Raw genomic sequence first — 21,704 nt, forward strand, 5'->3', positions numbered from 1 at the left:
ACTGGCCTGCCTTTGCAGGCCAATTTACTAAGATCAGGCAGACCGCATGGCGAAGACGTTCGAGCTGGAAACGCTGAAAATGCGCCTCAACGATGTTGAGTTCCAGCTGTTGAATCTGCATCAGCGGATTCAGCGCGCACTGCGTGCATTGATCCTCGATGGCGCCCTTGCCCCAGGCTTGAAGCTGCCCGCGACCCGGGTCCTGGCCAAGTCACTCGAGGTTGCCCGCGACACTGTTGAAAACGCCTACGTGCAACTGCACCGCGACGGTTTTATCGTGCGGCGCGAGGGGGCTGGCAGTTATGTCTGTGAAACGCTGGGCACCGAATTGCGCGGCGCAGCGCGCCGACGCATCAAGGCGCAGGAAGTCAAAAGCAGTCAGGCGGCACCGGGGGCGGGATTGAGCCAGCGCGGGCGGATGATCTTCGACAGTGGCGGCGTGAACGATCAGCAGGTAATCAAGGCATTCGCGACCGGCCTGCCGGAAACCCGCACCTTCCCCACCGATGTCTGGGAGCGCCTGCAACGCCAAGTGATGAAGGACTATCGCGCAAACGTGCTATTGCACGGCGATCCGCAAGGCGCCGAGCCGCTGCGCAAGGCCATCGCCACCTACTTGAACCTCGAGCGCGGGGCCAAATGCTCCCCCGACCAGATCATGGTATTGAGCAGCACTCGCCAGGCTCTTTTTCTGTGTGCGCAGTTGCTGGTGGACGCCGGCAAACCGATCCTGCTGGAAAACCCGGGTTACTACGGCGCCAAGAAAGCCTTTGAAACCGCCGAAACCAACGTTCTTCCCATCGATGTCGATGAACTGGGCATACGCACCGACCTGCTGTACGCCGACCGCAGCGGCGCCAATTGCGTTTATGTCACGCCTTCTCATCAATACCCCACCGGCGCGACCTTGCCGCTGGAGCGTCGTCTTGAGTTGATCAACTGGGCAGCGGAGAAGGGCAAATGGATCATCGAAGATGATTACGACAGCGAGTTTCACTACGACGGGCAACCGACCGCCTGCGTACAGGGCCTGGACAAGTATCAGCGTACGCTCTATATCGGCACCTTCAGCAAGACCCTCTACCCCGGCTTGCGAATGGGTTACATGGTACTGCCCCACGAGCTGATCAAGGCTTTCACCTACGCCCGCAGCATGATTGACGGCCATACACCACAAATCCTGCAACTGACCCTGGCGCGCTTTATGGAGGACGGCCATTACAACGCCCACGTCCGAGCCATGCGCAAGTTGTATGCCGGACGCCGCGCCATCATGCTCGACACGATCGGCAAGCACCTGGACGGCATCGTTACCGCCTTGCGCCCTCCCGGCGGGCTACAAATTCCCTGCCTGCTGCACGATGGCTGGTCTGAAGAAAAAACCATCCGCCAAGCGGCCAGCGCGGGCGTGCAGCTTTCCGGCCTGAGCCGGTTGTACGCCGGCGAGGAGAAGAAACAAGGCTGGTTATTGGGTTACTCGTCCCTGACCGCTCATGAAATCGAAGCGGCCATGCTGCGCTTGGCCAATGCACTGAAAACCCGGTAGGGCATTTTTGGAAGGCTCGCGCGATACCCGTCACTGCTGACCAAACCTGGCTGGAAACGGCGTGCGAACGGCTGACCTTGTCGCTGAGGTCAGCCCATCGACTGCTCAAAGTGGCGCGCACCCTGGCGGACCTTGAGCAAGTCGATGGCATTACCCGCGAGCACTTGGCCGAGGCACTGCAATACCGGCCGAGCACAAATTAGCAGGCGTCACCCCTTGGTGAGGTCAACCAATGGCGTCTGCCGCACCTCTGTCTCCCGCCCACCCTGAATCTCGCTCACACGCTTCAACGCCTTATCCACAGCCGCCTTATCCGCCAACAAGCTGTAGCTGATCCCGAACTGCTTCTGTTCCTTCGGCCCAATCGTCGGCACCAGGTTCAATGGCCGCTGATACCGGCGGTTGTAAGAAAAACTCGTCCCCGGCTCCAGTCCCGTGACATAGCCCTGCCCCTGGGTATCGGTGTTTTTCCACAGGGAGAACACGGGCAGTGTTTGAGTATTGAAGCCGACCGAAACCCCCAGGCTGCCGGCCTTGTTATGCAGCACGGTTAATGTATCGCCCTTGGCATCGGCATATGGCACCACGTTATAGACCGTTTCGTCGTAGTCCTTGGTCGGTGCGCGGTAGGTTTGCCAGTCGGGCAGATCGCCCTTGGCCTTGTCGTTGAATGGCGACACCTGTTTCACCGGCGCGGCGAAGCGAGCGCCCTGCTCCAGGAATGGGGTACTGAAGTTGCTGTGATACAGCGCCTGGTATTCCTTCGGATAGTCGCCGTTGTTGGTCAGGGTGTCGTTGAGGGCGAACGCTACGCTGCCGGGTTCGGTGACCAGTTCGGTCGCGACGGAGAAGTCGACTTTCTTGAACGCCTGTTCTTTCAGCTCGCCGCGCAGAGTGATGGCGTACGGCGGTTTTTCATCGATGTGCAGGGTGACTTTGTTCGCAGGGATGTTGGCGGCGCGACCGTGCAGGGTCAGCAGTTCGCCGTTGTCGATGCCGGGGTGACCGACCCATTCGTAGCCACAGCGGGTGACCAGTTCGTTGAAGCCTTCCAGCCAGCCCAAACCACCGCGGCCGTTGAGTTCGATGAAGGATGGATTGACCACTTCCTTGACCGGCGAATCCCAGCCCATGCGCACATCGCCGACGGAGGCCTGCAGGACGTTCATGCCGCGAGTCGGTACTACCGAAAGTTTCATCGTGCCGTTATCGATGTCGACGATGCTGACGCCTTCCTGCCGACCGCCGTGCAAGGTGCGCAGGGTGACGCTGAAGGGTTTGTCGGTTTTTACGCCGAGTTGCTGGCTGGTGATCTGCCAGTTCTGGGCGGCTTTGTCGGTGTCGAGCAAAACATAATCCCAGGCCATGGCTTGGGAGGCAGCGGACAGTGCGCTGAGGGCAACGAAGAGTTTGAGCGGGGTCATGGCAGCAGCCTTTCTTGGAGTTGTGCCAATTTTATAGACTTGAAGAAACGTTTCAGCAAGCATAAAAATCGAGACACTGGTGCTAAATGCCAAGGAAGACTATTAGTGAGGAATTGATCCACAGCTTTGAGACAAATTGGGAATCGAGTCGATCCCTTCGCGGGCAAGCCCGCTCCCACATGATCTCCAGCGTTCACAAATACTGTGTTCACCGCAGATCTACTGTGGGAGCGGGCTTGCTCGCGAAGGCGATTTCAGAGGTGACTCAACGAAACCGGTCAACCTCATGCCGCAGATCCGCCGCAAGCTTCTCCAGCTCTTTGGCGGTCACAGCCAGGTTCGACACCACTTCGCGCTGTTCACTGTTCGCCAAAGCGATGCTTTGCAGATTGCTGCTGAGCAAGGTCGCTGTGCTGCTTTGTTCCTGGGTCGCTGTGGTGATCGCAGCGAACTGCTGACCGGCCGAGCGGCTTTGTTCATCGATCCGCGCCAGGGCCGAAGCGACGTTGGCGTTGCGCGACAGGCCTTCCTGCATCAGTACGTTGCCCTGTTCCATGGTGCTGATGGCATTGCCGGTTTCCTGCTGGATGCTTTGAATCATCCCGGAAATTTCGTCAGTGGCCTGGCGGGTGCGTGAGGCCAGGTTGCGCACCTCATCGGCCACCACCGCAAACCCACGGCCCTGCTCACCGGCGCGGGCGGCTTCGATGGCGGCGTTGAGCGCCAGCAGGTTGGTTTGTTCGGCGATCGCGGTAATCACCCCGACAATGCCGCCGATTTCCTGAGAACGCTGACCCAAGGTATTGATCACCGTCGCGGTGCTGTTCAGTGCACCGGCGATTTGCTCCAGGGATGAGGAAGCTTCGTCCATCGACGTACGACCGATCTGGGTTTGCTGTGCGTTTTCCTGCGCCAGACGCTGGGTGTTGCCCATGTTGTCGGCGATGTTCAACGAGGTGGCGCTGAATTCTTCCACGGCGCCGGCCATGCTGGTGATTTCGCCGGACTGCTGCTCCATCCCTTCGTAGGCACCACCTGATAAGCCGGACAACGCCTGAGCACGGCTGTTGACCTCTTCCGAGGCCTTGCGGATATGCTCGACCATGGCCGACAGTGCCTGGCTCATCTGGTTGAAGGCACGGGCCAACTGACCGATCTCGTCATTGCTCGACACGTTCAGGCGCACACTCAAATCACCGGCGCCCAAGGCTTCGGCCTGACGCACCAGATCACTCAGCGGCGCCAGTTTGCTGCGCAACAACCAGACTGCCGCTCCGACCGCCAGCAACATCGCCAGCAGACTGCCGATGGCCAATTGAATACCGACGCTCCACGTCACGGCGCGGATTTCGGTTTTCGGCATACTCGCCACCACCGACCAGGGCCCGCCCTCGAACGGCACCGCAACGCTGTAGAAGTCTTGCGACGTGTCGCTCCAGAAATCACCCTTGCCCGGCGTCTTGGCCAGACCAACGATGTTTGGGACCGCCTGATCCGGCGCTTGCACACCGGCGATCGGCACCAGCCATTTGTTCTGCTCATCAAGCAGCGCCAGGGAGCCAGTCTGGCCGATGCGGAAGCGTTTGAGGTTTTCGAACTGGGCCTTCTGTGCGTCGGTGTAATCGAATCCTACGAACAGCACGGCAATCACCTTACCGCCGCTGTCGCGTACGGGGGTGTACTGAGTCATGTAGGAGCGTTCAAAGAGCAAGGCGCGACCCACATAGCTCTGCCCGGCTATCAAACGTGCATAGGCCGGGTGAGCGTGATCCAGCAGCGTGCCGATGGCCCGGGTACCGTCCTGTTTGCTCAAGGACGTGCTGACCCGAATGAAGTCTTCGCCTTTGCGCACGAACAGCGTGGCGACGCCGGCGGTCATCTGCTTGAACTCATCGACTTCCGCGAAGTTGTTATTCAGCACTTCACTGCCCAGGTGCAGGCCCGGGGCCTGCACACCCGCCACAGTCACCGGCTCATCCGGATGAACACTCAAACCGGCGCTGAAGCGCTTCTCGAACAGGCCGCTGAGGCGCTGGGTACTTTCACGCAACGTGCCGTGGAAAGTGCTCAGCTGATCGGCCAGCAGCCGTGCCTCGCTGGCCAGGTGCTCTTCGCGGGTGGCGAGGTTGGCAGCGTCCAGCGAACGCAGGGCAAACACGGTACTGCCGCTGATGACAATTGCCAGTATCACGGCAAGCGCAAGACCCAGCTGTGAAGCGATCCGAGCACGAGGTTGAGACATGACAGCTCCTGACCCAGTGGCCGGATCACTCTGATCCCATCGCACACTCGGCAAAATTTCTGATAGTGGGAATAACGTGGACCCTGCACGAAGGTTCCATGAGCAGATTTTCGGCGGCAGAGCTGAATACTTGAGTGATTAACCGGGATATGGCTCAAGGCCGCCATTGCGGCGACTCCATCGATTCAGCCCAAGCGCTCGACATCCGGTAATTCCATGGCTCGGACTTCCCCTTGCAGGAAGTCGCTGAGCCGGCGCAAACGTTCACCTCCCGGACGGGTTTTCGGCCAGACCAGGTAATAATGCTCACCACTGGCAACGGCCGTCGGCCACGGCAAACTCAGACGTCCTTGCGCAACGTCCTCCGCCACCATCAGCAAATCCCCCATCGACACGCCGTAACCTCGGGCGGCAGCAATCATGCCCAGCTCCAGCGTGTCGAATACCTGCCCGCCCTTGAGCGAAACCTGATCGGTCAGGCCCATGCGTTCCAGCCAGTTGCGCCAGTCACGGCGGTCCGGCGTCGGGTGCAGCAGCTCGGTGCTGGCCAGGCGCGCAACGTCCCACGGTTGATCCTTCAGAAGATTCGGCGCCCCCACCGGAATCAGCTCTTCGGGGAACAGCAAAGTCGTCTCCCAGTCCGGTGGAAAGTGCCCATTACTGAGGATGACCGCGCAATCGAAGGGTTCGTGGTTGAAGTCCACCGTATCGACATCCATCCAGGCGCTGGTCAATTGCACCTCGTTCCCCGGTCGCAGGTGCCGAAATCGACTGAGCCGCGCCAGCAGCCAGCGCATGGTCAGGGTCGACGGGGCCTTCATGCGCAGGATGTCGTCCTCGGCGCGCAAGGTATTGCAGGCCCGTTCAAGGGCGGTGAAGCCTTCGCGAATGCCGGGCAGGATCAACCGCGCCGATTCGGTCAGTTGCAGGTTGCGCCCGCTGCGATGAAACAGCCGACAGGAAAAATGCTCTTCGAGCGTACGAATGTGCCGACTGACCGCACTTTGCGTGATCGACAATTCTTCGGCGGCACGGGTAAACGAGCTATGCCGCGCCGCCGCTTCGAATGCTCGAAGGGCATACAAGGGAGGAAGACGACGGGACATTGGGAAAGCTCCTATAGCGCGGTTGCCTCAACTTATCAGAAAGCCCTGAGCATGAGTTTTAATCATGCCACCCATCCTTTTTATCCCTTTGTGCAAACCCCGCAGAGCGCCGAGAATCGACGCTTCCTGTTCTCTCTGACAATCGAGCGTGATGATCATGCAGCATCCAGCGCGTATTGAGCTCTGGGCCATCCTGCGGCTGGCGGGGCCGTTGATTGCCTCGCAGTTGGCGCACATGTTGATGGTCCTCACCGACACTTTGATGATGGCGCGCCTGAGCCCCGAGGCGCTCGCCGGCGGTGGTCTGGGCGCGGCGACGTATTCGTTCGTGTCGATTTTCTGCATCGGCGTGATCGCCGCCGTCGGCACCCTGGTGGCGATTCGTCAGGGCGCGGGCGACATCATTGGCGCGGCGCGGCTGACCCAGGCCGGGTTGTGGCTGGCATGGTTGATGGCACTGGTGGCGGGTTTGCTGCTGTGGAACCTGAAACCGGTGTTGCTGCTGTTCGGTCAGACCGAAACCAACGTCCAGGCTGCCGGCCAGTTTCTGTTGATCCTGCCGCTCGCCCTGCCCGGCTACCTGAGCTTCATGGCGCTGCGCGGCTTCACCAGTGCCATCGGTCGGGCGACACCGGTGATGGTCATCAGCCTCGCCGGCACCGTGGCCAACTTCCTGCTCAACTATGCATTGATCACCGGCATGTTCGGTCTGCCGAAAATGGGTCTGATGGGCATCGGTCTGGTCACAGCGATCGTGGCCAACCTCATGGCGCTGGCACTCGCGCTGCACATTCGTCGGCATCCGGCCTATGACGCGTATCCATTGCGCCAGGGTCTGTCGCGGCCCAATCGTCAGTACTTGAAGGAATTGTGGCGCCTGGGCCTGCCGATTGGCGGCACTTATGCGGTGGAAGTCGGCCTGTTTGCCTTCGCCGCGCTGTGCATGGGCACCATGGGCAGTACGCAACTGGCAGCGCACCAGATCGCCCTGCAAATCGTCTCGGTGGCGTTCATGGTGCCGGCGGGGCTTTCCTATGCGATCACCATGCGCATCGGCCAGCATTACGGTGCCGGGCAATTGCGGGATGCACGGCTGGCCGGCCGCGTCGGGATCGCCTTTGGAGCCGCGTCGATGCTGGGGTTTGCGATGGTCTTCTGGCTGCTGCCGAATCAGTTGATCGGCTTGTTCCTAGACCACAACGACCCGGCGTTCCGCGAAGTCATCAATCTGGCCGTGAGCCTGCTGGCGGTGGCGGCGTGGTTCGAGCTGTTCGACGGCACGCAAACCATCGCCATGGGCTGCATTCGCGGGCTCAAGGATGCCAAGACCACGTTCCTGGTGGGTTTGGGTTGCTACTGGCTGATCGGTGCACCGGCCGCCTGGTGGATGGCCTTCCATTTGAACTGGGGGCCAACGGGGGTCTGGTGGGGGTTGGCGCTGGGGCTGGCGTGTGCGGCGGTGAGTCTGACGCTGGCGTTTGAGTGGAAGATGACGCGGATGATTCGGTCCGAGCCGGGGTCACAGCAATTCGAGACAGTTCAGGCGGAGTGAGATCCCCTGTGAGAGCGAGCTTGCTCGCGATGAGGCCAGGTCAGTCAAAATCCATGTCGACTGATACTCCGCTATCGCGAGCAAGCTCGCTCCCACAGGTTTTGTGCCAACTGAAAAGTCGTGGTCAGCTCACGATTTCCAGCACCGGCTGCTGACTGCTGCCAAAGGCCAGATACTCCACCAACTCGGCCAACGGCAACGGCTTGCTGATCAGATACCCCTGCACCTGATCGCAACCAAACCCGCGCAACAAATTCAGCTGCTCCGGCGTTTCCACACCTTCGGCGACCACTTCGAGGTTGAGGTTGTGCGCCAGGTTGATCATCGCGTGCACCAGTTTGCGATTCTCTTCCCGCTCTTCCATGCCACCGACAAAGCTCTTGTCGACCTTTAACAACGCAATCGGCAGGCTGTTGAGGTGCACGAACGAAGAGAACCCGGTGCCGAAATCGTCCAGCGAGAAGCGCACGCCGAGGCGCCCGAGAGCGTCCATGGTCTGCTTGACCAGATCGCTGCGGCGCATCACGGCGGTTTCGGTCAGTTCGAATTCCAGCCATTGCGCCTCGACGCCACGCTCGGCAATCAGCCGGCTCAGGGTCGACAACAGTTGGCTGTCCTGAAACTGCCGGAACGACAGGTTGATCGCCATGTGCAGCGCCGGCAGCCCCCGTTCGCGCAACGCCTGCATGTCCCGCAGGGCCCGGGAAATCACCCAGTACCCCAGCGGCACGATCAAGCCGCTTTGCTCGGCCAGCGGCACGAATTCGCTAGGGGGTAGCAAGCCGCGTTCGCCATGACGCCAGCGCACCAAGGCTTCGAGGCCGACAATCTGGCCGTCTTCAAGGTTCAGGCGAGGCTGGTAATGCAGCTCCAGCTCATCGCGGCGCAAGGCCCGGCGCAGCTCGCTTTCGAGGTCCGCGATGCTGCGGGCATTGCGATTGATCCGTTCGTTGAAGATGTGAAAGGTGCAACCTTGGGTGCTTTTGGCCTGCTGCATAGCGATGTGCGCATGCCACATCAGCGGGTCGGCACCGGCCTGGGCTCGAGCATGGGCAACGCCGAGGCTGGAACCGATCAACAAGCTTTCGCCGTCGACCCAGTACGGCTCCGACAGGACTTCTATGATCCGTTCGGCCATCCATTCGGCGCGCTGAGGGGCGCGGCGGGTGTCGATCAGCAGGGCGAATTCATCGCTGCCCAGCCGCGCCAATTGATCGCTGGCCTCCAGCTGGCTTTTCAGACGCGCGACCACTTGCAAGATCAACCGGTCGCCGGCCTGATGGCCGAGGGCGTCGTTGGCATGGCGAAAGTTGTCGAGGTCGAGGTGACCGAGGGCCAGGCCACGGCCGTCGTTTTCCGCCAGACGCGCCGCCAGCAAGGTCTGGAAACCCTGACGGTTGGCGATGCCGGTCAACGGGTCTTGTTCGGCCAGGCGCTGCAACGTGTTTTCCAGCACACCGCGCTCACGCACATGACGCAAGCAGCGACGCAGCATGCCGGGGTCCAGCAGATCGCGCACCAGCCAGTCGCTCACACCGTCGGGCGGCAGCAGCGGCTCGTGTTCGAGCAGCAGCACCGTCGGCAGGCTGCAACGGCCAGGTGCCGGCTGGAGAGCAGGAATCGTCAATAACACCGCGCAGCGGTTGTCATCGAACAGGCTGCTGACAGACTCCCAGCTCGGCGCGCAGATCAGCACCGCCGCACTCCCCATCGGAGCCAGACACTCGCGCAACAACGCTGCCCACGCCGGCTCTTCGGCCAGTAGCAGCAAACGCAAGGGTTCGACAGGCGTAGACAAGCTATCTCCCTAGACTCTGCAATGATGTAGGCGGCGGGCATTATGCCGCGCTGATATCCAATGACAAAATGACATCGGTTATCAAACACGTTTTGTGTCTTGAATACGAACATTAGACGCAAACTCACCGCGCATCCTGCGTGAAAGTTGCTAAACCGGCAAATGAAGATGGTGTGTTGCGTCACAAGTCGGAGAGAGCAGCACAATTCGCTGAGCCTGTTAAAATGCCGGCCCATTTCGCTAACGACTCCCTGATTTCGTATGTCCCGACTCAATCCCCGGCAGCAAGAAGCCGTGAGCTACGTCGGCGGCCCTCTTTTGGTGCTCGCCGGCGCAGGCTCCGGCAAGACCAGCGTGATCACGCGCAAAATTGCGCACCTAATCCAGAGCTGCGGCATCCGCGCCCAGTACATCGTCGCCATGACCTTTACCAACAAGGCCGCGCGGGAGATGAAGGAACGGGTCGGCACCCTGCTCAAAGGCGGCGAAGGCCGTGGCCTGACCGTGTGTACCTTCCACAACCTGGGCCTGAACATCATCCGCAAGGAACACGTGCGGCTGGGCTATAAACCGGGCTTCTCGATCTTCGACGAGACCGACGTCAAAGCCTTGATGACCGACATCATGCAGAAGGAATACTCGGGCGACGACGGCGTCGACGAGATCAAGAACATGATCGGCGCCTGGAAAAACGACCTGATCCTGCCGCCCGAAGCCCTGGAAAACGCGCGCAACCCCAAGGAACAGACCGCCGCCATCGTCTATACCCACTACCAGCGTACGCTCAAGGCGTTCAACGCGGTGGACTTCGACGACCTGATCCTGTTGCCGGTAAAACTGTTCCAGGAACACGACGACATCCTGGAAAAATGGCAGAACAAGGTCCGCTACCTGTTGGTGGACGAATACCAGGACACCAACGCCAGCCAGTATTTGCTGGTGAAACTGCTGATCGGCAAACGCAACCAGTTCACCGTGGTGGGCGACGACGACCAGTCAATCTATGCCTGGCGCGGCGCCCGTCCGGAAAACCTGATGCTGCTCAAGGACGATTACCCGTCCCTGAAAGTGGTGATGCTCGAGCAAAACTACCGCTCCACCAGCCGCATCCTGCGCTGCGCCAACGTGCTGATTTCCAACAACCCGCACGAATTCGAAAAGCAGCTGTGGAGTGAGATGGGCCACGGCGATGAAATCCGTGTGATTCGTTGCCGCAACGAAGACGCCGAAGCCGAGCGCGTGGCCGTGGAAATCCTCAGCCTGCACTTGCGCACCGACCGCCCCTACAGCGACTTCGCGATTCTGTATCGCGGCAACTACCAGGCCAAGCTGATCGAGCTGAAACTGCAGCATCACCAGGTGCCTTACCGACTCTCTGGCGGCAACAGCTTTTTCGGACGTCAGGAAGTGAAAGACCTGATGGCCTACTTCCGGCTGATCGTGAACCCGGACGACGACAACGCCTTCCTGCGGGTGATCAACGTCCCACGCCGGGAGATCGGTTCGACCACGCTGGAAAAGCTGGGCAACTACGCCACTGAGCGAAAAATCTCGATGTACGCCGCCACCGACGAAATCGGCTTGGGCGAGCATCTGGACACGCGCTTCACCGATCGCCTGTCGCGGTTCAAGCGTTTCATGGACAAGGTCCGCGAGCAATGCGCCGGAGAAGACCCGATCTCCGCCCTGCGCAGTATGGTCATGGACATCGACTACGAAAACTGGCTGCGCACCAACAGCTCCAGCGACAAGGCCGCCGACTACCGCATGGGTAACGTCTGGTTCCTGATCGAGGCGCTGAAGAACACGCTGGAGAAAGACGAAGAAGGCGAAATGACCGTCGAGGACGCGATCGGCAAACTCGTGCTGCGCGACATGCTGGAACGTCAGCAGGAAGAGGAAGACGGCGCCGAAGGTGTGCAGATGATGACCTTGCATGCCTCCAAGGGTCTGGAATTCCCTTACGTGTTCATCATGGGCATGGAGGAGGAAATCCTCCCGCACCGCTCCAGCATCGAAGCCGACACCATCGAAGAGGAACGCCGCCTGGCCTACGTCGGGATTACCAGAGCGCGTCAGACGTTGGCCTTCACTTTCGCCGCCAAGCGTAAGCAATACGGCGAGATCATCGACTGTGCGCCCAGCCGCTTCCTCGATGAACTGCCGCCGGACGATCTGGCCTGGGAAGGCAACGACGACACCCCGACCGAAGTCAAAGCCGTTCGGGGCAACAGCGCATTGGCGGATATACGCGCAATGTTAAAGCGCTAGAATCGAACACTTTTCATAAGAGCTTAGGGGCGCACAAGGCGCCGAAGAGGAAAGCTTCATGGAAGCACTGCACAAGAAAATTCGCGAAGAAGGCATCGTGCTTTCCGACCAGGTCCTGAAAGTCGACGCCTTTCTGAACCACCAGATCGACCCGGCCCTGATGAAGCTGATCGGCGACGAATTCGCCACGCTGTTCAAGGACTCGGGCATCACCAAGATCATCACCATTGAAGCCTCGGGCATCGCCCCGGCGATCATGACTGGCCTGAACCTTGGCGTGCCGGTGATTTTCGCCCGCAAGCATCAGTCCCTGACCCTGACTGAAAACCTGCTGTCGGCGACCGTTTACTCGTTCACCAAGCAAACCGAAAGCACTGTGGCGATCTCCCCGCGCCACCTGACCAGCAGCGATCGCGTGCTGATCATCGACGACTTTTTGGCCAACGGTAAGGCGTCGCAAGCGCTGATTTCGATCATCAAACAGGCCGGCGCGACCGTGGCCGGTTTGGGGATTGTGATCGAGAAGTCGTTCCAGGGTGGTCGTGCGGAACTGGATGCCCAAGGTTATCGGGTTGAATCGTTGGCGCGGGTGCAGTCCCTGAAGGATGGCGTTGTAACCTTCATCGAATAAACCAGCTGCATCACCGAACCTGTGGGAGCGGGCTTGCCCGCGATGAGGTCATCACATTCAACATTGATGTTGGCTGTTCCACCGCCATCGCGGGCAAGCCCGCTCCCACAGGTTTTTGTGGTGGCTGTTACTGCACGGTGGCTTTGAGGCCGGTGAGCAGTAGCCGCTGAAACAAGTCCTCTTTCAATCCTTCGGGGTGGGTCAGCTGCATCCGCTCCAGATGCATGGGAAATTCCGAAGGCTCTGGTGCATCCAGCGCAGCCTTGCCCAGCTCCAGAATTTCCGGGAGCTTGAACTTGCTCTTCAACCAGTTCAGCGCCCGCAATAAGTCCCGCTCCTCAGCTGTGAAATCGCAGCCCAGTGGATACTCCGGAAACAAATTCGAATGCCGTGCCTGGATGGCCTGCAAACGCTGTGGGCTGTTGTCGGCGAAACGCGGATCGAGGCGGAAATGCTTCGGCAATTTGCCAATGTTTTGCGCCTGCTCGATCAGCCCCAACTGGAAACGTGAGTCGCTGATGTTCAGCAACGCCTCGATCACCGCTGCGTCGGTCTTGCCCCGCAAATCAGCGATGCCGTACTCGGTGACGACGATGTCTCGCAGATGCCGTGGGATCGTGCAGTGACCGTATTCCCAGACGAAGTTCGAACTGACTTCACCGCCCGACTCGCGCCAACTGCGCAGCAGCAGGATCGAGCGCGCGCCTTCCAGCGCATGGCCCTGGGCTACAAAGTTGTACTGCCCGCCGACACCGCTCAGCACTCGCCCGTCTTCAAGCTGATCGGCCACGCCGGCACCGAGCAGGGTCATGGTGAAGACGGTGTTGATGAAGCGCGCATCGAGGCGCTGCAAGCGTTTGAGTTCTTCCTGACCGTAGAGCTCGTTGATGTAGCTGATGCGGGTCATGTTGAATTCAAGCAGCTTACTCTGCGGTAGCTCGCGCAAGCGCTCGTAAAAACTGTGCGGCCCGAGAAAAAAACCGCCATGCACCGAGATGCCGTCAGTCTGTGCGGCCTCGTCCAGTGTCCCGTCATTCGCCTGCTGCTGGGTCGGCACGTCCGGGTAAACCTTGCGCCGCACGATCCCGGCATCCGCCAACACCAGCAAGCCGTTGACGAACATTTCGCTGCAACCATAAAGGCCCTTGGCGAACGGTTCGATGCCCCCTTCGCGCTCAATCAGTTGCGCCCACTGGCTGAGATTCAGGTCCGCCAGCAGCGCCTTGTAACCGTCACTGTCAGCCTGCCGCGCCAGCAACGCCGCCGTCAGGGCATCGCCCATGGCACCGATGCCAATCTGCAAGGTGCCGCCATCGCGCACCAGCGTGCTGGCGTGCAGCCCAATGAAATGGTCCTGAAAACCCACCGGCATGTTCGGTGTGGAGAACAGCGTGGTGTTGTCCTTCGCGTCGATCAGCAGGTCGAAGGTGTCGATGCCGATTTCCGCGTCCCCCGGCATGTACGGCAAATCGTTATGCACCTGGCCCACCATCAGGATCGTCTCCCCCGCCGCCCGGCGTTTGGCGATCATCGGCAACAGGTCGAGGGTGATGTCCGGGTTGCAGCTCAGGCTCAGACGATCGGGATGCTCGACATGGCTGGCCACCAGTTGCGCCACCAGGTTCAAACCGGCGGCGTTGATATCCCGTGCGGCGTGGCTGTAATTGCTGCTGACGTAATCCTGCTGGGCCGCTGCGCTGTTAAGGAGGCTGCCCGGCTGCATGAAAAATTGATGAACGTGGATGTTGCTCGGTAGGCTGTCGCGATGCAGGTCGGCGAGGAAACACAGTTCAGGATAATCACCGAACACCCGCTCGATGAAGGGGTCGAGGAAGCGCTTTTGCAAGCCATCGCCCAATGGCGGGCGTCCGAGGCACAGGGCGGTGTAAATCGTCAGTTGCCGCTCGGGCAGTTGCGCGATCCGTTGATACAGCGCGTTGACGAAGTGGTTGGGCTTGCCCAGCCCCAGCGGCAATCCCATGTGGATATGCGCCGGCAACCGCGCCAGGACGTCATCGACCGCCTGCTCGATAGAACACAACTGCACCATCTGATCCTCCCGCCCGTTCCATGAATTGGGGTTGGACCGAGCTTGCCGGGGCTTTGCTGCAAAGCATAGCCTCAGGGGTAAATCGCAGGCACAAAAAAGCCGCTCGAAAGCGGCTTTTCGTTGAAGATCGGGCTTATTTCAGGCCAGACATCTTCTGGATGGCGCCCTTGAGCTCGGCATCTGCGCAATCGGCGCAAGTGCCTTTTGGCGGCATCGCGTTGAGGCCGGAGATTGCTTTCGCCAGCAAGCCGTCCAGGCCGCCTTCTTTCTTGGCGCGCTCGCCCCAGGCTGCTGCATCACCGATTTTCGGTGCGCCCAACAGGCCGGTGCCATGACAAGCATTGCAGTGTTTGGCAATGACTTCGTCGGGAGTTTTCGCTGCACCGCCACCAACCGAAGCAGCGACTTCCATCCCCTTGCACTCTTTACCCTGCACACAAACCTGGCCAACGGGCTCAAGACGTTTAGCAATATCGTCGTTGGTCGCTGCTTGTGCGCTGACTGCCCATAGGGCCAATACGGTTGCTGGTACGGCCAGCATTTTCATAATTAGGTTCACGCGTACACCCTCAATGGTGGCTAGTCACGCCTACGGCCACGGTTCGCAGGCGGGCGCAAGTATAGCGGTAAGCCCGTCACACTGAAACAACCCCAAAGTCGGAGGGGTCTTGTCGTGGGACGGATATACAGCATGGGCGTCTCCGCAATCCGGGCAGGACGCCTCTTCTCTTAGAAATTCGCTGGCGTGGCTGCGCTGATTAGTCGCGCCGGGGCATCGAACGGGTTACGGAAGCGGTGCGGCTTGGTACTTTCAAAGTAGTAGCTATCGCCGGCTTCGAGCACAAATGTTTCGAGGCCGACCACAAGCTCCAGCCGACCTTCCACCAGAATCCCGGTTTCCTCGCCCTCATGGGTGAGCATCTCGTCACCGGTGTCGGCGCCTGGCGGGTAGATTTCGTTGAGGAACGCGATAGCCCGGCTCGGGTGGGCCCGACCGACCAGTTTCATGGTCACTGCGCCATCGGAAATATCGATCAGTTCGTGGGCTTTGTAGACGATCTGAGTCGGCTTTTCCTCCAGGATTTCTTCGGAAAAGAACTCGACCATGGACATGGGAATCCCGCCCAGCACCTTCCTCAGCGAACTGATCGAGGGGCTGACGCTGTTTTTCTCGATCATCGAAATGGTGCTGTTGGTAACACCCGCGCGCTTGGCGAGCTCACGCTGGGAAAGACCTTTGAGCTTACGGATCGATTGCAGTCGTTCACCGACGTCCAATGCTGGAGCCTCCAAGGATTCAGGTTGCAGGAATAATGAGCGTTATCATGGCGACAGCGTTCAGTATTTACAACACTTGGGCCGGAATCCTGTTTGGCGAAACGACTTTCGGTCAGGAACGTTTTTCGTCAGGCCCCGGAATAGAGCAGCGGCACTCGACGCAGGTTGCAGAAGATCTGGTAAGGAATCGTGCCCGCGGCCGTCGCGACGTCACTGGCGAGGATATTTTTACCCCACAACTCGACGGGCGAACCGAGGCCGGCTTGCGGCACGTCGGTCAAGTCGATGCAGAGCATGTCCATCGATACCCGGCCCAACAGCTGACTGCGCTGCCCGGCCACCAGCACCGGCGTGCCGCTCGGTGCCTGGCGCGGATAACCGTCGGCATAACCCATTGCCACCACGCCCACGCGCATCGGCTTGGGGGTGACGAACTTCGCGCCGTAACCAATTGGCTCGCCGGCGGGTAGTTCGCGTACGCAAATCACTTTCGACGCCAGGGTCATCACCGGTTGCAGGCGGGACGCCACGACATTGGCTTCTTCGAACGGCGTTGCACCGTAGAGCATGATGCCTGGGCGCACCCAATCGCTTGGAATCTGCGGCCAACCGAGCACCGCCGGCGAGTTACGCAGGCTGATTTCGGCCGACAAACCCTGACGCGCCGCCTCGAACACCGCGACCTGCTCGGCGCTGGTCTGGCAGTGCAGCTCATCGGCGCGGGCGAAGTGACTCATCAGCACGATCTTCGCCACTTTGCCGCTGGCCAGCAGCCGTTGATAGGCCGCCTGGTAATCCGCCGGGTGCAGGCCAACGCGATGCATGCCCGAGTCGAGCTTGAGCCAGACCGTGATCGGTTTGCTCAGCGCGACTTTTTCGATGGCTTCGAGCTGCCACAGCGAATGCACCACGCACCAGAAGTCATGTTCGACGATCAGCGACAGTTCTTCGGCTTCGAAAAAACCTTCCAGCAACAATACCGGCGCTCGAATGCCGGCGGCGCGCAGTTCCAGAGCCTCTTCAATGCATGCCACGGCAAACCCGTCCGCCTCGGCTTCCAGCGCCTGGGCGCAGCGCACCGCGCCATGGCCATAGGCATCGGCCTTGATCACCGCGAGGGCCTTGGCCCCCGTGACTTCACGGGCGATCCGGTAGTTGTGACGCAGGGCTTGAAGGTCGATCAGGGCACGGGCAGGACGCATGGCGGCAGACTTCTAGTCGGTCATTGGAATAAAAAACCGGCGCTGGCTGACAGCGTGAACCGCCAACAGCACCGGGAGAGGGATTTTTCTGGCTGAGCGTTATGGCAGCGCGGCGACAACCGACAGCTCGACCAGGATTTGCGGTTCGCACAGCTTCGATTCGACCGTCGCGCGGGCCGGGGCGACGCCTTTTGGCAGCCACTGGTCCCACACCGAATTCATGCCTTCAAAGTGCGCGTCGATGTCTTTCAGGTAAATCGTCACCGACAGCAGACGGCTCTTGTCGGTCCCGGCCAGATCCAGCAAGCGCTCGATGTTGGCGAGGGTTTCACGGGTCTGCTGTTCAATCCCGGCGCTCATGTCATCGCCGACCTGCCCTGCCAGATACACCGTGCTGTTATGGACAACGATCTGGCTCATGCGCTCATTGGTGAGCTGGCGCTGGATTGACATGTTTTGCGGACTCCTTGAGTTTGTTGCCGTAACGGGAAATACCGAGGCCTTCGGCGCTGATCTGCGGGGTTCTTTTCGCCATCAGGTCAGCCAGCAAACGACCGGAGCCACAGGCCATGGTCCAGCCGAGCGTGCCATGCCCCGTGTTCAAGAACAGGTTCTTGAACGGCGTAGCGCCGACAATCGGCGTGCCGTCCGGAGTGGTCGGACGCAGGCCGGTCCAGAAACTCGCCTGGGCCAGATCGCCGCCCTGAGGATAAAGGTCGTTGACGATCATCTCCAGGGTTTCACGCCGGCGCGGGTTCAACGACAGGTCAAAGCCGGCGATTTCCGCCATGCCGCCGACGCGGATGCGGTTGTCGAAACGGGTGATCGCGACCTTGTAGGTTTCGTCGAGAATGGTCGACGTCGGGGCCATCGCCGGGTTGATGATTGGCACGGTCAGCGAGTAACCCTTGAGCGGATACACCGGAGCCCTGATGCCCAGCGGCTTGAGCAGTTGCGGCGAGTAGCTGCCCAGCGCCAGCACGTAACGGTCGGCGGTTTCCAGCTTGCCGTCGATCCATACGCCGTTAATGCGATCACCGGCGAAGTCGAGGCGCTGAATGTCCTGGCCGAAACGGAATTCCACACCCAGTTTCGTGGCCATTTCGGCCAGGCGGGTGGTGAAAATCTGGCAGTCGCCGGTCTGGTCGTTCGGCAGGCGCAACGCACCAGCGAGGATGTCGGTGACACTGGCCAGGGCCGGTTCGACCCGGGCAATGCCGGCGCGGTCGAGCAGTTCGAACGGCACACCGGACTCTTGCAGCACGGCGATGTCTTTGGCGGCGCCATCGAGCTGCGCCTGGGTGCGGAACAGCTGAGTAGTACCGAGGCTGCGGCCTTCGTAGGCAATGCCGGTTTCGGCGCGCAATTCGTCGAGGCAGTCACGGCTGTACTCGGACAGGCGCACCATGCGCTCCTTGTTCACCGCGTAACGGCTGGCGGTGCAGTTGCGCAGCATCTGCGCCATCCATAGGTATTGGTCGATGTCGGCGGTGGCCTTGATCGCCAATGGCGCGTGACGCTGCAACAGCCACTTGATGGCTTTGAGCGGTACGCCCGGCGCGGCCCACGGCGAGGCATAACCCGGCGAAACCTGCCCGGCGTTGGCGAAACTGGTTTCCATGGCCGCCGCGGGCTGACGGTCAACCACCGTCACCTCAAAGCCGGCCCGTGCCAGATAATAGGCACTGGCGGTACCGATGACGCCGCTACCCAAGACCAGAACGCGCATTTTCATATCCCTCATCGCGGCTTACCGCTGACGTGTATTGTGCAGACCGAAGATGTGGGCAGTTTAAAAAAGATTAGCCAGTGCTTTTCACTATATAAGTGCTTATATTTGGCGACAATTCTCGGCAAAAACCCTTTTCACGGAGGCGCATCCCCTATGCGAACCAACACTCAGACCAAACGTGAGCTGGACAAGATCGACCGCAACATCCTGCGGATCCTGCAAGCGGACGGGCGCATCTCCTTCACCGAACTGGGGGAAAAGGTCGGCCTCTCCACCACACCCTGCACTGAACGGGTACGGCGACTGGAGCGCGAAGGGATCATCATGAGCTACAACGCTCGCCTGAATCCGCAGCACTTGAAGGGTAGCCTGCTGGTGTTCGTCGAGATAAGTCTCGACTATAAATCCGGCGATACTTTCGAAGAGTTCCGACGCGCGGTGCTGAAACTGCCCCACGTTTTGGAATGCCATTTGGTGTCAGGGGACTTCGACTATCTGGTTAAAGCGCGGATCTCCGAGATGGCCTCGTACCGCAAACTGCTGGGCGACATTCTGCTCAAGCTGCCGCATGTACGGGAATCCAAGAGCTACATCGTGATGGAAGAAGTGAAAGAGAGCTTGAGCCTGCCGATTCCGGATTGAGGCTTTGTGGTGCATGTTCGGGCCCCATCGCGGGCAAGCCCCGCTCCCACAGGTGTTGCGCCGATCTTGTGGGAGCGGGGCTTGCCCGCGATGGGGTCGACTCGGTGACTCTAATTCACGCAACAGTCAGACCAACACCTGTCGGGTAGAAGCCATGTACTCATGAATCTGCTGCTCGACCCGCGGATGTATCAGTTCCACCGGCCGCCGCCCGTTGGGGCACGGCAGGGTCTTGGTGGTACCGAACAGCCGACAGATCAGCGGTCGCTCGTCATACACCGTGCAGCCGTTGGGTCCCAGGTGGACGCAATTGAGCTCGTCCATCGCGGCATCCTGCTCGGCCCGGGTTTTGCGCGGCAGGCGGGACATTTCTTCGGGCGAGGTGGTCACCGGGCCACAGCAGTCATGACACCCGGGCACGCACTCGAACGTGGGGATCTGCTGGCGCAGCGTACGAATTTTCTGACTGTTGCAACTCATCGAAGCCGTGACCGAATGCGGAATAGACCGGGATTCTGACGTAAAAGCTCCGATCCAGACAGCGCCAACCGACCAATGTTGCCCGCGTCCGAAGGGGCGGCTTATGCTCCGTCAACTTTTTCAAACACACGCCTCTGGATGACGCACATGAACGCCTCCGCTCAGCAACCTGCCCCGAGCCACCGGCACGCGGCCTCTTATTACGCCGCCAGCAGCCTGCCGCAACCCGATCTTGCGGTGCTCACAGGTGAGTGGGTCGCGGACGTGTGTGTAGTGGGCGGTGGGTTTTCGGGGCTGAACACCGCGCTCGAACTGGCCGAACGTGGCTTCAACGTGGTGCTGCTGGAAGCGCACAAGATCGGTTGGGGCGCCAGCGGACGCAATGGCGGGCAATTGATTCGCGGCGTCGGCCATGGCCTCGATCAGTTCGCCAACGTGATTGGCGTCGAGGGTGTGCGCCAGATGAAATTGATGGGGCTGGAGGCGGTGGAAATCGTCCGACAGCGGATCGAGCGTTTTCAGATCCCTTGCGACCTGACCTGGGGCTACTGCGACCTCGCCAACAAAGCTCGTGACCTGGAGGGCTTCGCCGAAGACGCCATCGAGCTGCGCAGCCTCGGTTACCGTTACGAAACCCGTCTGCTGCAAGCCAACGAAATGCACAGCGTGGTGGGTTCCGACCGCTACGTCGGCGGCTTGATCGACATGGGCTCCGGGCATCTGCACCCACTGAACCTGGCACTGGGCGAAGCCGCCGCCGCCCGGCAATTGGGCGCGAAGCTGTTCGAACAGTCGGCGGTGACCCGTATCGATTACGGCCCCGAGGTCAAGGTCCATACCGCCCAGGGCACGGTTCGCGCCAAGACGCTGGTGCTGGGCTGTAACGCCTACCTCAACGATCTCAACCCGCAACTCGGCGGCAAGGTGCTGCCGGCCGGCAGTTACATCATTGCCACCGAACCCTTGAGCGAAAGACAGGCCCACGCACTGCTACCGCAGAACATGGCGGTCTGCGATCAACGAGTGGCGCTGGATTACTACCGACTCTCGGCGGACCGACGTTTGCTGTTCGGCGGCGCCTGCCATTATTCAGGACGCGACCCGAAGGACATCGCCGCGTACATGCGGCCGAAGATGCTGGAGGTGTTCCCGCAACTGGCCGGGGTGAAGATCGACTATCAATGGGGCGGGATGATCGGCATCGGCGCCAATCGCCTGCCACAGATCGGTCGGCTCAAGGAGCAGCCGAATGTGTATTACGCCCAGGCCTATTCCGGTCATGGTGTAAACGCCACACACCTGGCGGGCAAGTTGTTGACTGAAGCCATCAGCGGCCAACAGAGCGGTGGGTTCGACCTGTTTGCCAAAGTGCCGCACATCACCTTCCCGGGCGGCCAGCATTTGCGTTCGCCGTTGCTGGCGTTGGGGATGCTTTGGCATCGTCTTAAAGAGTGGGCCTGACGGATTTTCGGTGCCCGTGCCGACGCCTTCGCGAGCAAGCCCCACATTTGACCGCGTTCTATCCAACAACCCGGTTTAGTGTGGGAGCAACTGTCTTGATGGTTTTTATTTTGAAGGTCTATCGATAGACAGCTGAACTCCCACAGCTTTAGGCCATGCGATGCCCTACAGGAACACCGCGACCCGTTTAGGCCAAGGGTTCTTTCCACTCCGTTCGGTCTCGGATCATGGCGTTCAGCCGTATCAGCAACACGCGCATACAGGCAATGAGCGCTACTTTTGCGCATTT

17 protein-coding genes and 2 pseudogenes are annotated in these 21,704 nt (G+C 60.2%); 7 read left to right on the top strand and 12 right to left on the bottom strand.

What is annotated here, in order from left to right; genetic code table 11:
• Window positions 1–46: 46 nt before the first annotated feature.
• A complete protein-coding gene (pdxR, locus tag AACY49_RS07285; RefSeq protein WP_339522669.1) occupies window positions 47–1,546 on the top strand; it encodes a MocR-like pyridoxine biosynthesis transcription factor PdxR in 1,500 nt (499 codons plus the stop codon).
• A gap of 32 nt (window positions 1,547–1,578) precedes the next feature.
• Window positions 1,579–1,749 (top strand): annotated as a pseudogene (locus AACY49_RS07290) (YifB family Mg chelatase-like AAA ATPase); the annotation flags it as partial.
• A gap of 6 nt (window positions 1,750–1,755) precedes the next feature.
• Here AACY49_RS07290 and AACY49_RS07295 read toward each other — a convergent pair.
• The 3 genes from AACY49_RS07295 to AACY49_RS07305 all read right to left on the bottom strand — a co-directional run bounded on the left by AACY49_RS07295 (window position 1,756) and on the right by AACY49_RS07305 (window position 6,318).
• Window positions 1,756–2,970: an aldose 1-epimerase family protein gene (locus AACY49_RS07295; RefSeq protein ID WP_008076137.1), complete on the bottom strand. Its 1,215-nt coding sequence runs from the start codon at window positions 2,968–2,970 to the stop codon at window positions 1,756–1,758.
• A 265-nt stretch (window positions 2,971–3,235) separates the two neighbouring features.
• Window positions 3,236–5,212, bottom strand: a complete 1,977-nt coding sequence (locus AACY49_RS07300; RefSeq protein WP_258698499.1) for a methyl-accepting chemotaxis protein — start codon at window positions 5,210–5,212, stop codon at window positions 3,236–3,238.
• Window positions 5,213–5,397: 185 nt separating this feature from the next.
• On the bottom strand, window positions 5,398–6,318 hold the full coding sequence (locus AACY49_RS07305) for a LysR substrate-binding domain-containing protein (RefSeq protein WP_258698498.1): 921 nt from the start codon (window positions 6,316–6,318) through the stop codon (window positions 5,398–5,400).
• 157 nt (window positions 6,319–6,475) lie between these two features.
• Between AACY49_RS07305 and AACY49_RS07310 the strand changes: the two genes are divergently transcribed.
• Entirely contained in the window at window positions 6,476–7,870 is a 1,395-nt protein-coding gene (locus tag AACY49_RS07310) for a NorM family multidrug efflux MATE transporter (RefSeq protein ID WP_339522675.1), read from the top strand.
• Between the two features lie 124 nt (window positions 7,871–7,994).
• Here AACY49_RS07310 and AACY49_RS07315 read toward each other — a convergent pair whose 3' ends face one another.
• A complete protein-coding gene (locus AACY49_RS07315) occupies window positions 7,995–9,668 on the bottom strand; it encodes a putative bifunctional diguanylate cyclase/phosphodiesterase (protein ID WP_339522677.1) in 1,674 nt (557 codons plus the stop codon).
• A gap of 261 nt (window positions 9,669–9,929) precedes the next feature.
• Between AACY49_RS07315 and rep the strand changes: the two genes are divergently transcribed.
• Both rep and AACY49_RS07325 read left to right on the top strand, forming a co-directional pair.
• Window positions 9,930–11,939, top strand: coding sequence for a DNA helicase Rep (gene rep / locus AACY49_RS07320; RefSeq protein ID WP_095052389.1), 2,010 nt, complete (start codon window positions 9,930–9,932; stop codon window positions 11,937–11,939).
• 58 nt (window positions 11,940–11,997) lie between these two features.
• Window positions 11,998–12,570 carry a xanthine phosphoribosyltransferase gene (locus AACY49_RS07325; protein WP_339522682.1) on the top strand — a complete coding sequence of 191 codons (573 nt, stop codon included), beginning with the start codon at window positions 11,998–12,000 and terminating at the stop codon, window positions 12,568–12,570.
• 127 nt (window positions 12,571–12,697) lie between these two features.
• Here AACY49_RS07325 and AACY49_RS07330 read toward each other — a convergent pair whose 3' ends face one another.
• From AACY49_RS07330 to dadA, 6 genes are all read right to left on the bottom strand, one after another.
• Window positions 12,698–14,620, bottom strand: a complete 1,923-nt coding sequence (locus AACY49_RS07330; protein ID WP_339522684.1) for an acetyl-CoA hydrolase/transferase C-terminal domain-containing protein — start codon at window positions 14,618–14,620, stop codon at window positions 12,698–12,700.
• Window positions 14,621–14,753: 133 nt separating this feature from the next.
• Window positions 14,754–15,167: a c-type cytochrome gene (locus AACY49_RS07335; protein WP_339522704.1), complete on the bottom strand. Its 414-nt coding sequence runs from the start codon at window positions 15,165–15,167 to the stop codon at window positions 14,754–14,756.
• 182 nt (window positions 15,168–15,349) lie between these two features.
• The gene (locus AACY49_RS07340; protein ID WP_258698493.1) at window positions 15,350–15,898 is read right to left on the bottom strand and encodes a cupin domain-containing protein; all 549 of its coding nucleotides are present in this window, start codon (window positions 15,896–15,898) and stop codon (window positions 15,350–15,352) included.
• Window positions 15,899–16,026: 128 nt separating this feature from the next.
• The gene (alr, locus tag AACY49_RS07345) at window positions 16,027–17,100 is read right to left on the bottom strand and encodes an alanine racemase (protein WP_339522687.1); all 1,074 of its coding nucleotides are present in this window, start codon (window positions 17,098–17,100) and stop codon (window positions 16,027–16,029) included.
• A 99-nt stretch (window positions 17,101–17,199) separates the two neighbouring features.
• A complete protein-coding gene (locus tag AACY49_RS07350; protein ID WP_030132425.1) occupies window positions 17,200–17,553 on the bottom strand; it encodes a RidA family protein in 354 nt (117 codons plus the stop codon).
• A complete protein-coding gene (gene dadA / locus AACY49_RS07355) occupies window positions 17,525–18,829 on the bottom strand; it encodes a D-amino acid dehydrogenase (protein WP_339522690.1) in 1,305 nt (434 codons plus the stop codon). The genes AACY49_RS07350 and dadA overlap by 29 nt, the downstream gene beginning before the upstream one ends.
• A 156-nt stretch (window positions 18,830–18,985) precedes the next feature.
• On the opposite strand from dadA, the gene AACY49_RS07360 reads away from it, so the two are divergent.
• The gene (locus AACY49_RS07360) at window positions 18,986–19,474 is read left to right on the top strand and encodes an Lrp/AsnC ligand binding domain-containing protein (protein WP_123403812.1); all 489 of its coding nucleotides are present in this window, start codon (window positions 18,986–18,988) and stop codon (window positions 19,472–19,474) included.
• Window positions 19,475–19,600: 126 nt separating this feature from the next.
• Here the strand turns inward: AACY49_RS07360 and AACY49_RS07365 are convergent, their stop codons facing one another.
• Window positions 19,601–19,954 carry a YkgJ family cysteine cluster protein gene (locus AACY49_RS07365; protein ID WP_258698490.1) on the bottom strand — a complete coding sequence of 118 codons (354 nt, stop codon included), beginning with the start codon at window positions 19,952–19,954 and terminating at the stop codon, window positions 19,601–19,603.
• 147 nt (window positions 19,955–20,101) lie between these two features.
• Between AACY49_RS07365 and AACY49_RS07370 the strand changes: the two genes are divergently transcribed.
• Window positions 20,102–21,415, top strand: coding sequence for an NAD(P)/FAD-dependent oxidoreductase (locus tag AACY49_RS07370; RefSeq protein ID WP_258698489.1), 1,314 nt, complete (start codon window positions 20,102–20,104; stop codon window positions 21,413–21,415).
• 187 nt (window positions 21,416–21,602) lie between these two features.
• Here AACY49_RS07370 and AACY49_RS07375 read toward each other — a convergent pair.
• Window positions 21,603–21,704: pseudogene (locus AACY49_RS07375) on the bottom strand (IS110 family transposase); the annotation flags it as partial.

This window comes from Pseudomonas sp. EL_65y_Pfl2_R96 (assembly GCF_963970905.1).
Taxonomy (GTDB): Bacteria; Pseudomonadota; Gammaproteobacteria; order Pseudomonadales; family Pseudomonadaceae; genus Aquipseudomonas.

Coding starts and splice junctions, on each gene's coding strand:
- pdxR (WP_339522669.1), top strand. CDS start 47: ATGGCGAAGACGTTCGAGCTGGAAACGCTGAAAATGCGCCTCAACGAT.
- AACY49_RS07295 (WP_008076137.1), bottom strand. CDS start 2,970: ATGACCCCGCTCAAACTCTTCGTTGCCCTCAGCGCACTGTCCGCTGCC.
- AACY49_RS07300 (WP_258698499.1), bottom strand. CDS start 5,212: ATGTCTCAACCTCGTGCTCGGATCGCTTCACAGCTGGGTCTTGCGCTT.
- AACY49_RS07305 (WP_258698498.1), bottom strand. CDS start 6,318: ATGTCCCGTCGTCTTCCTCCCTTGTATGCCCTTCGAGCATTCGAAGCG.
- AACY49_RS07310 (WP_339522675.1), top strand. CDS start 6,476: ATGCAGCATCCAGCGCGTATTGAGCTCTGGGCCATCCTGCGGCTGGCG.
- rep (WP_095052389.1), top strand. CDS start 9,930: ATGTCCCGACTCAATCCCCGGCAGCAAGAAGCCGTGAGCTACGTCGGC.
- AACY49_RS07325 (WP_339522682.1), top strand. CDS start 11,998: ATGGAAGCACTGCACAAGAAAATTCGCGAAGAAGGCATCGTGCTTTCC.
- AACY49_RS07330 (WP_339522684.1), bottom strand. CDS start 14,620: ATGGTGCAGTTGTGTTCTATCGAGCAGGCGGTCGATGACGTCCTGGCG.
- AACY49_RS07335 (WP_339522704.1), bottom strand. CDS start 15,167: ATGAAAATGCTGGCCGTACCAGCAACCGTATTGGCCCTATGGGCAGTC.
- alr (WP_339522687.1), bottom strand. CDS start 17,100: ATGCGTCCTGCCCGTGCCCTGATCGACCTTCAAGCCCTGCGTCACAAC.
- AACY49_RS07350 (WP_030132425.1), bottom strand. CDS start 17,553: ATGTCAATCCAGCGCCAGCTCACCAATGAGCGCATGAGCCAGATCGTT.
- dadA (WP_339522690.1), bottom strand. CDS start 18,829: ATGCGCGTTCTGGTCTTGGGTAGCGGCGTCATCGGTACCGCCAGTGCC.
- AACY49_RS07360 (WP_123403812.1), top strand. CDS start 18,986: ATGCGAACCAACACTCAGACCAAACGTGAGCTGGACAAGATCGACCGC.
- AACY49_RS07365 (WP_258698490.1), bottom strand. CDS start 19,954: ATGAGTTGCAACAGTCAGAAAATTCGTACGCTGCGCCAGCAGATCCCC.
- AACY49_RS07370 (WP_258698489.1), top strand. CDS start 20,102: ATGAACGCCTCCGCTCAGCAACCTGCCCCGAGCCACCGGCACGCGGCC.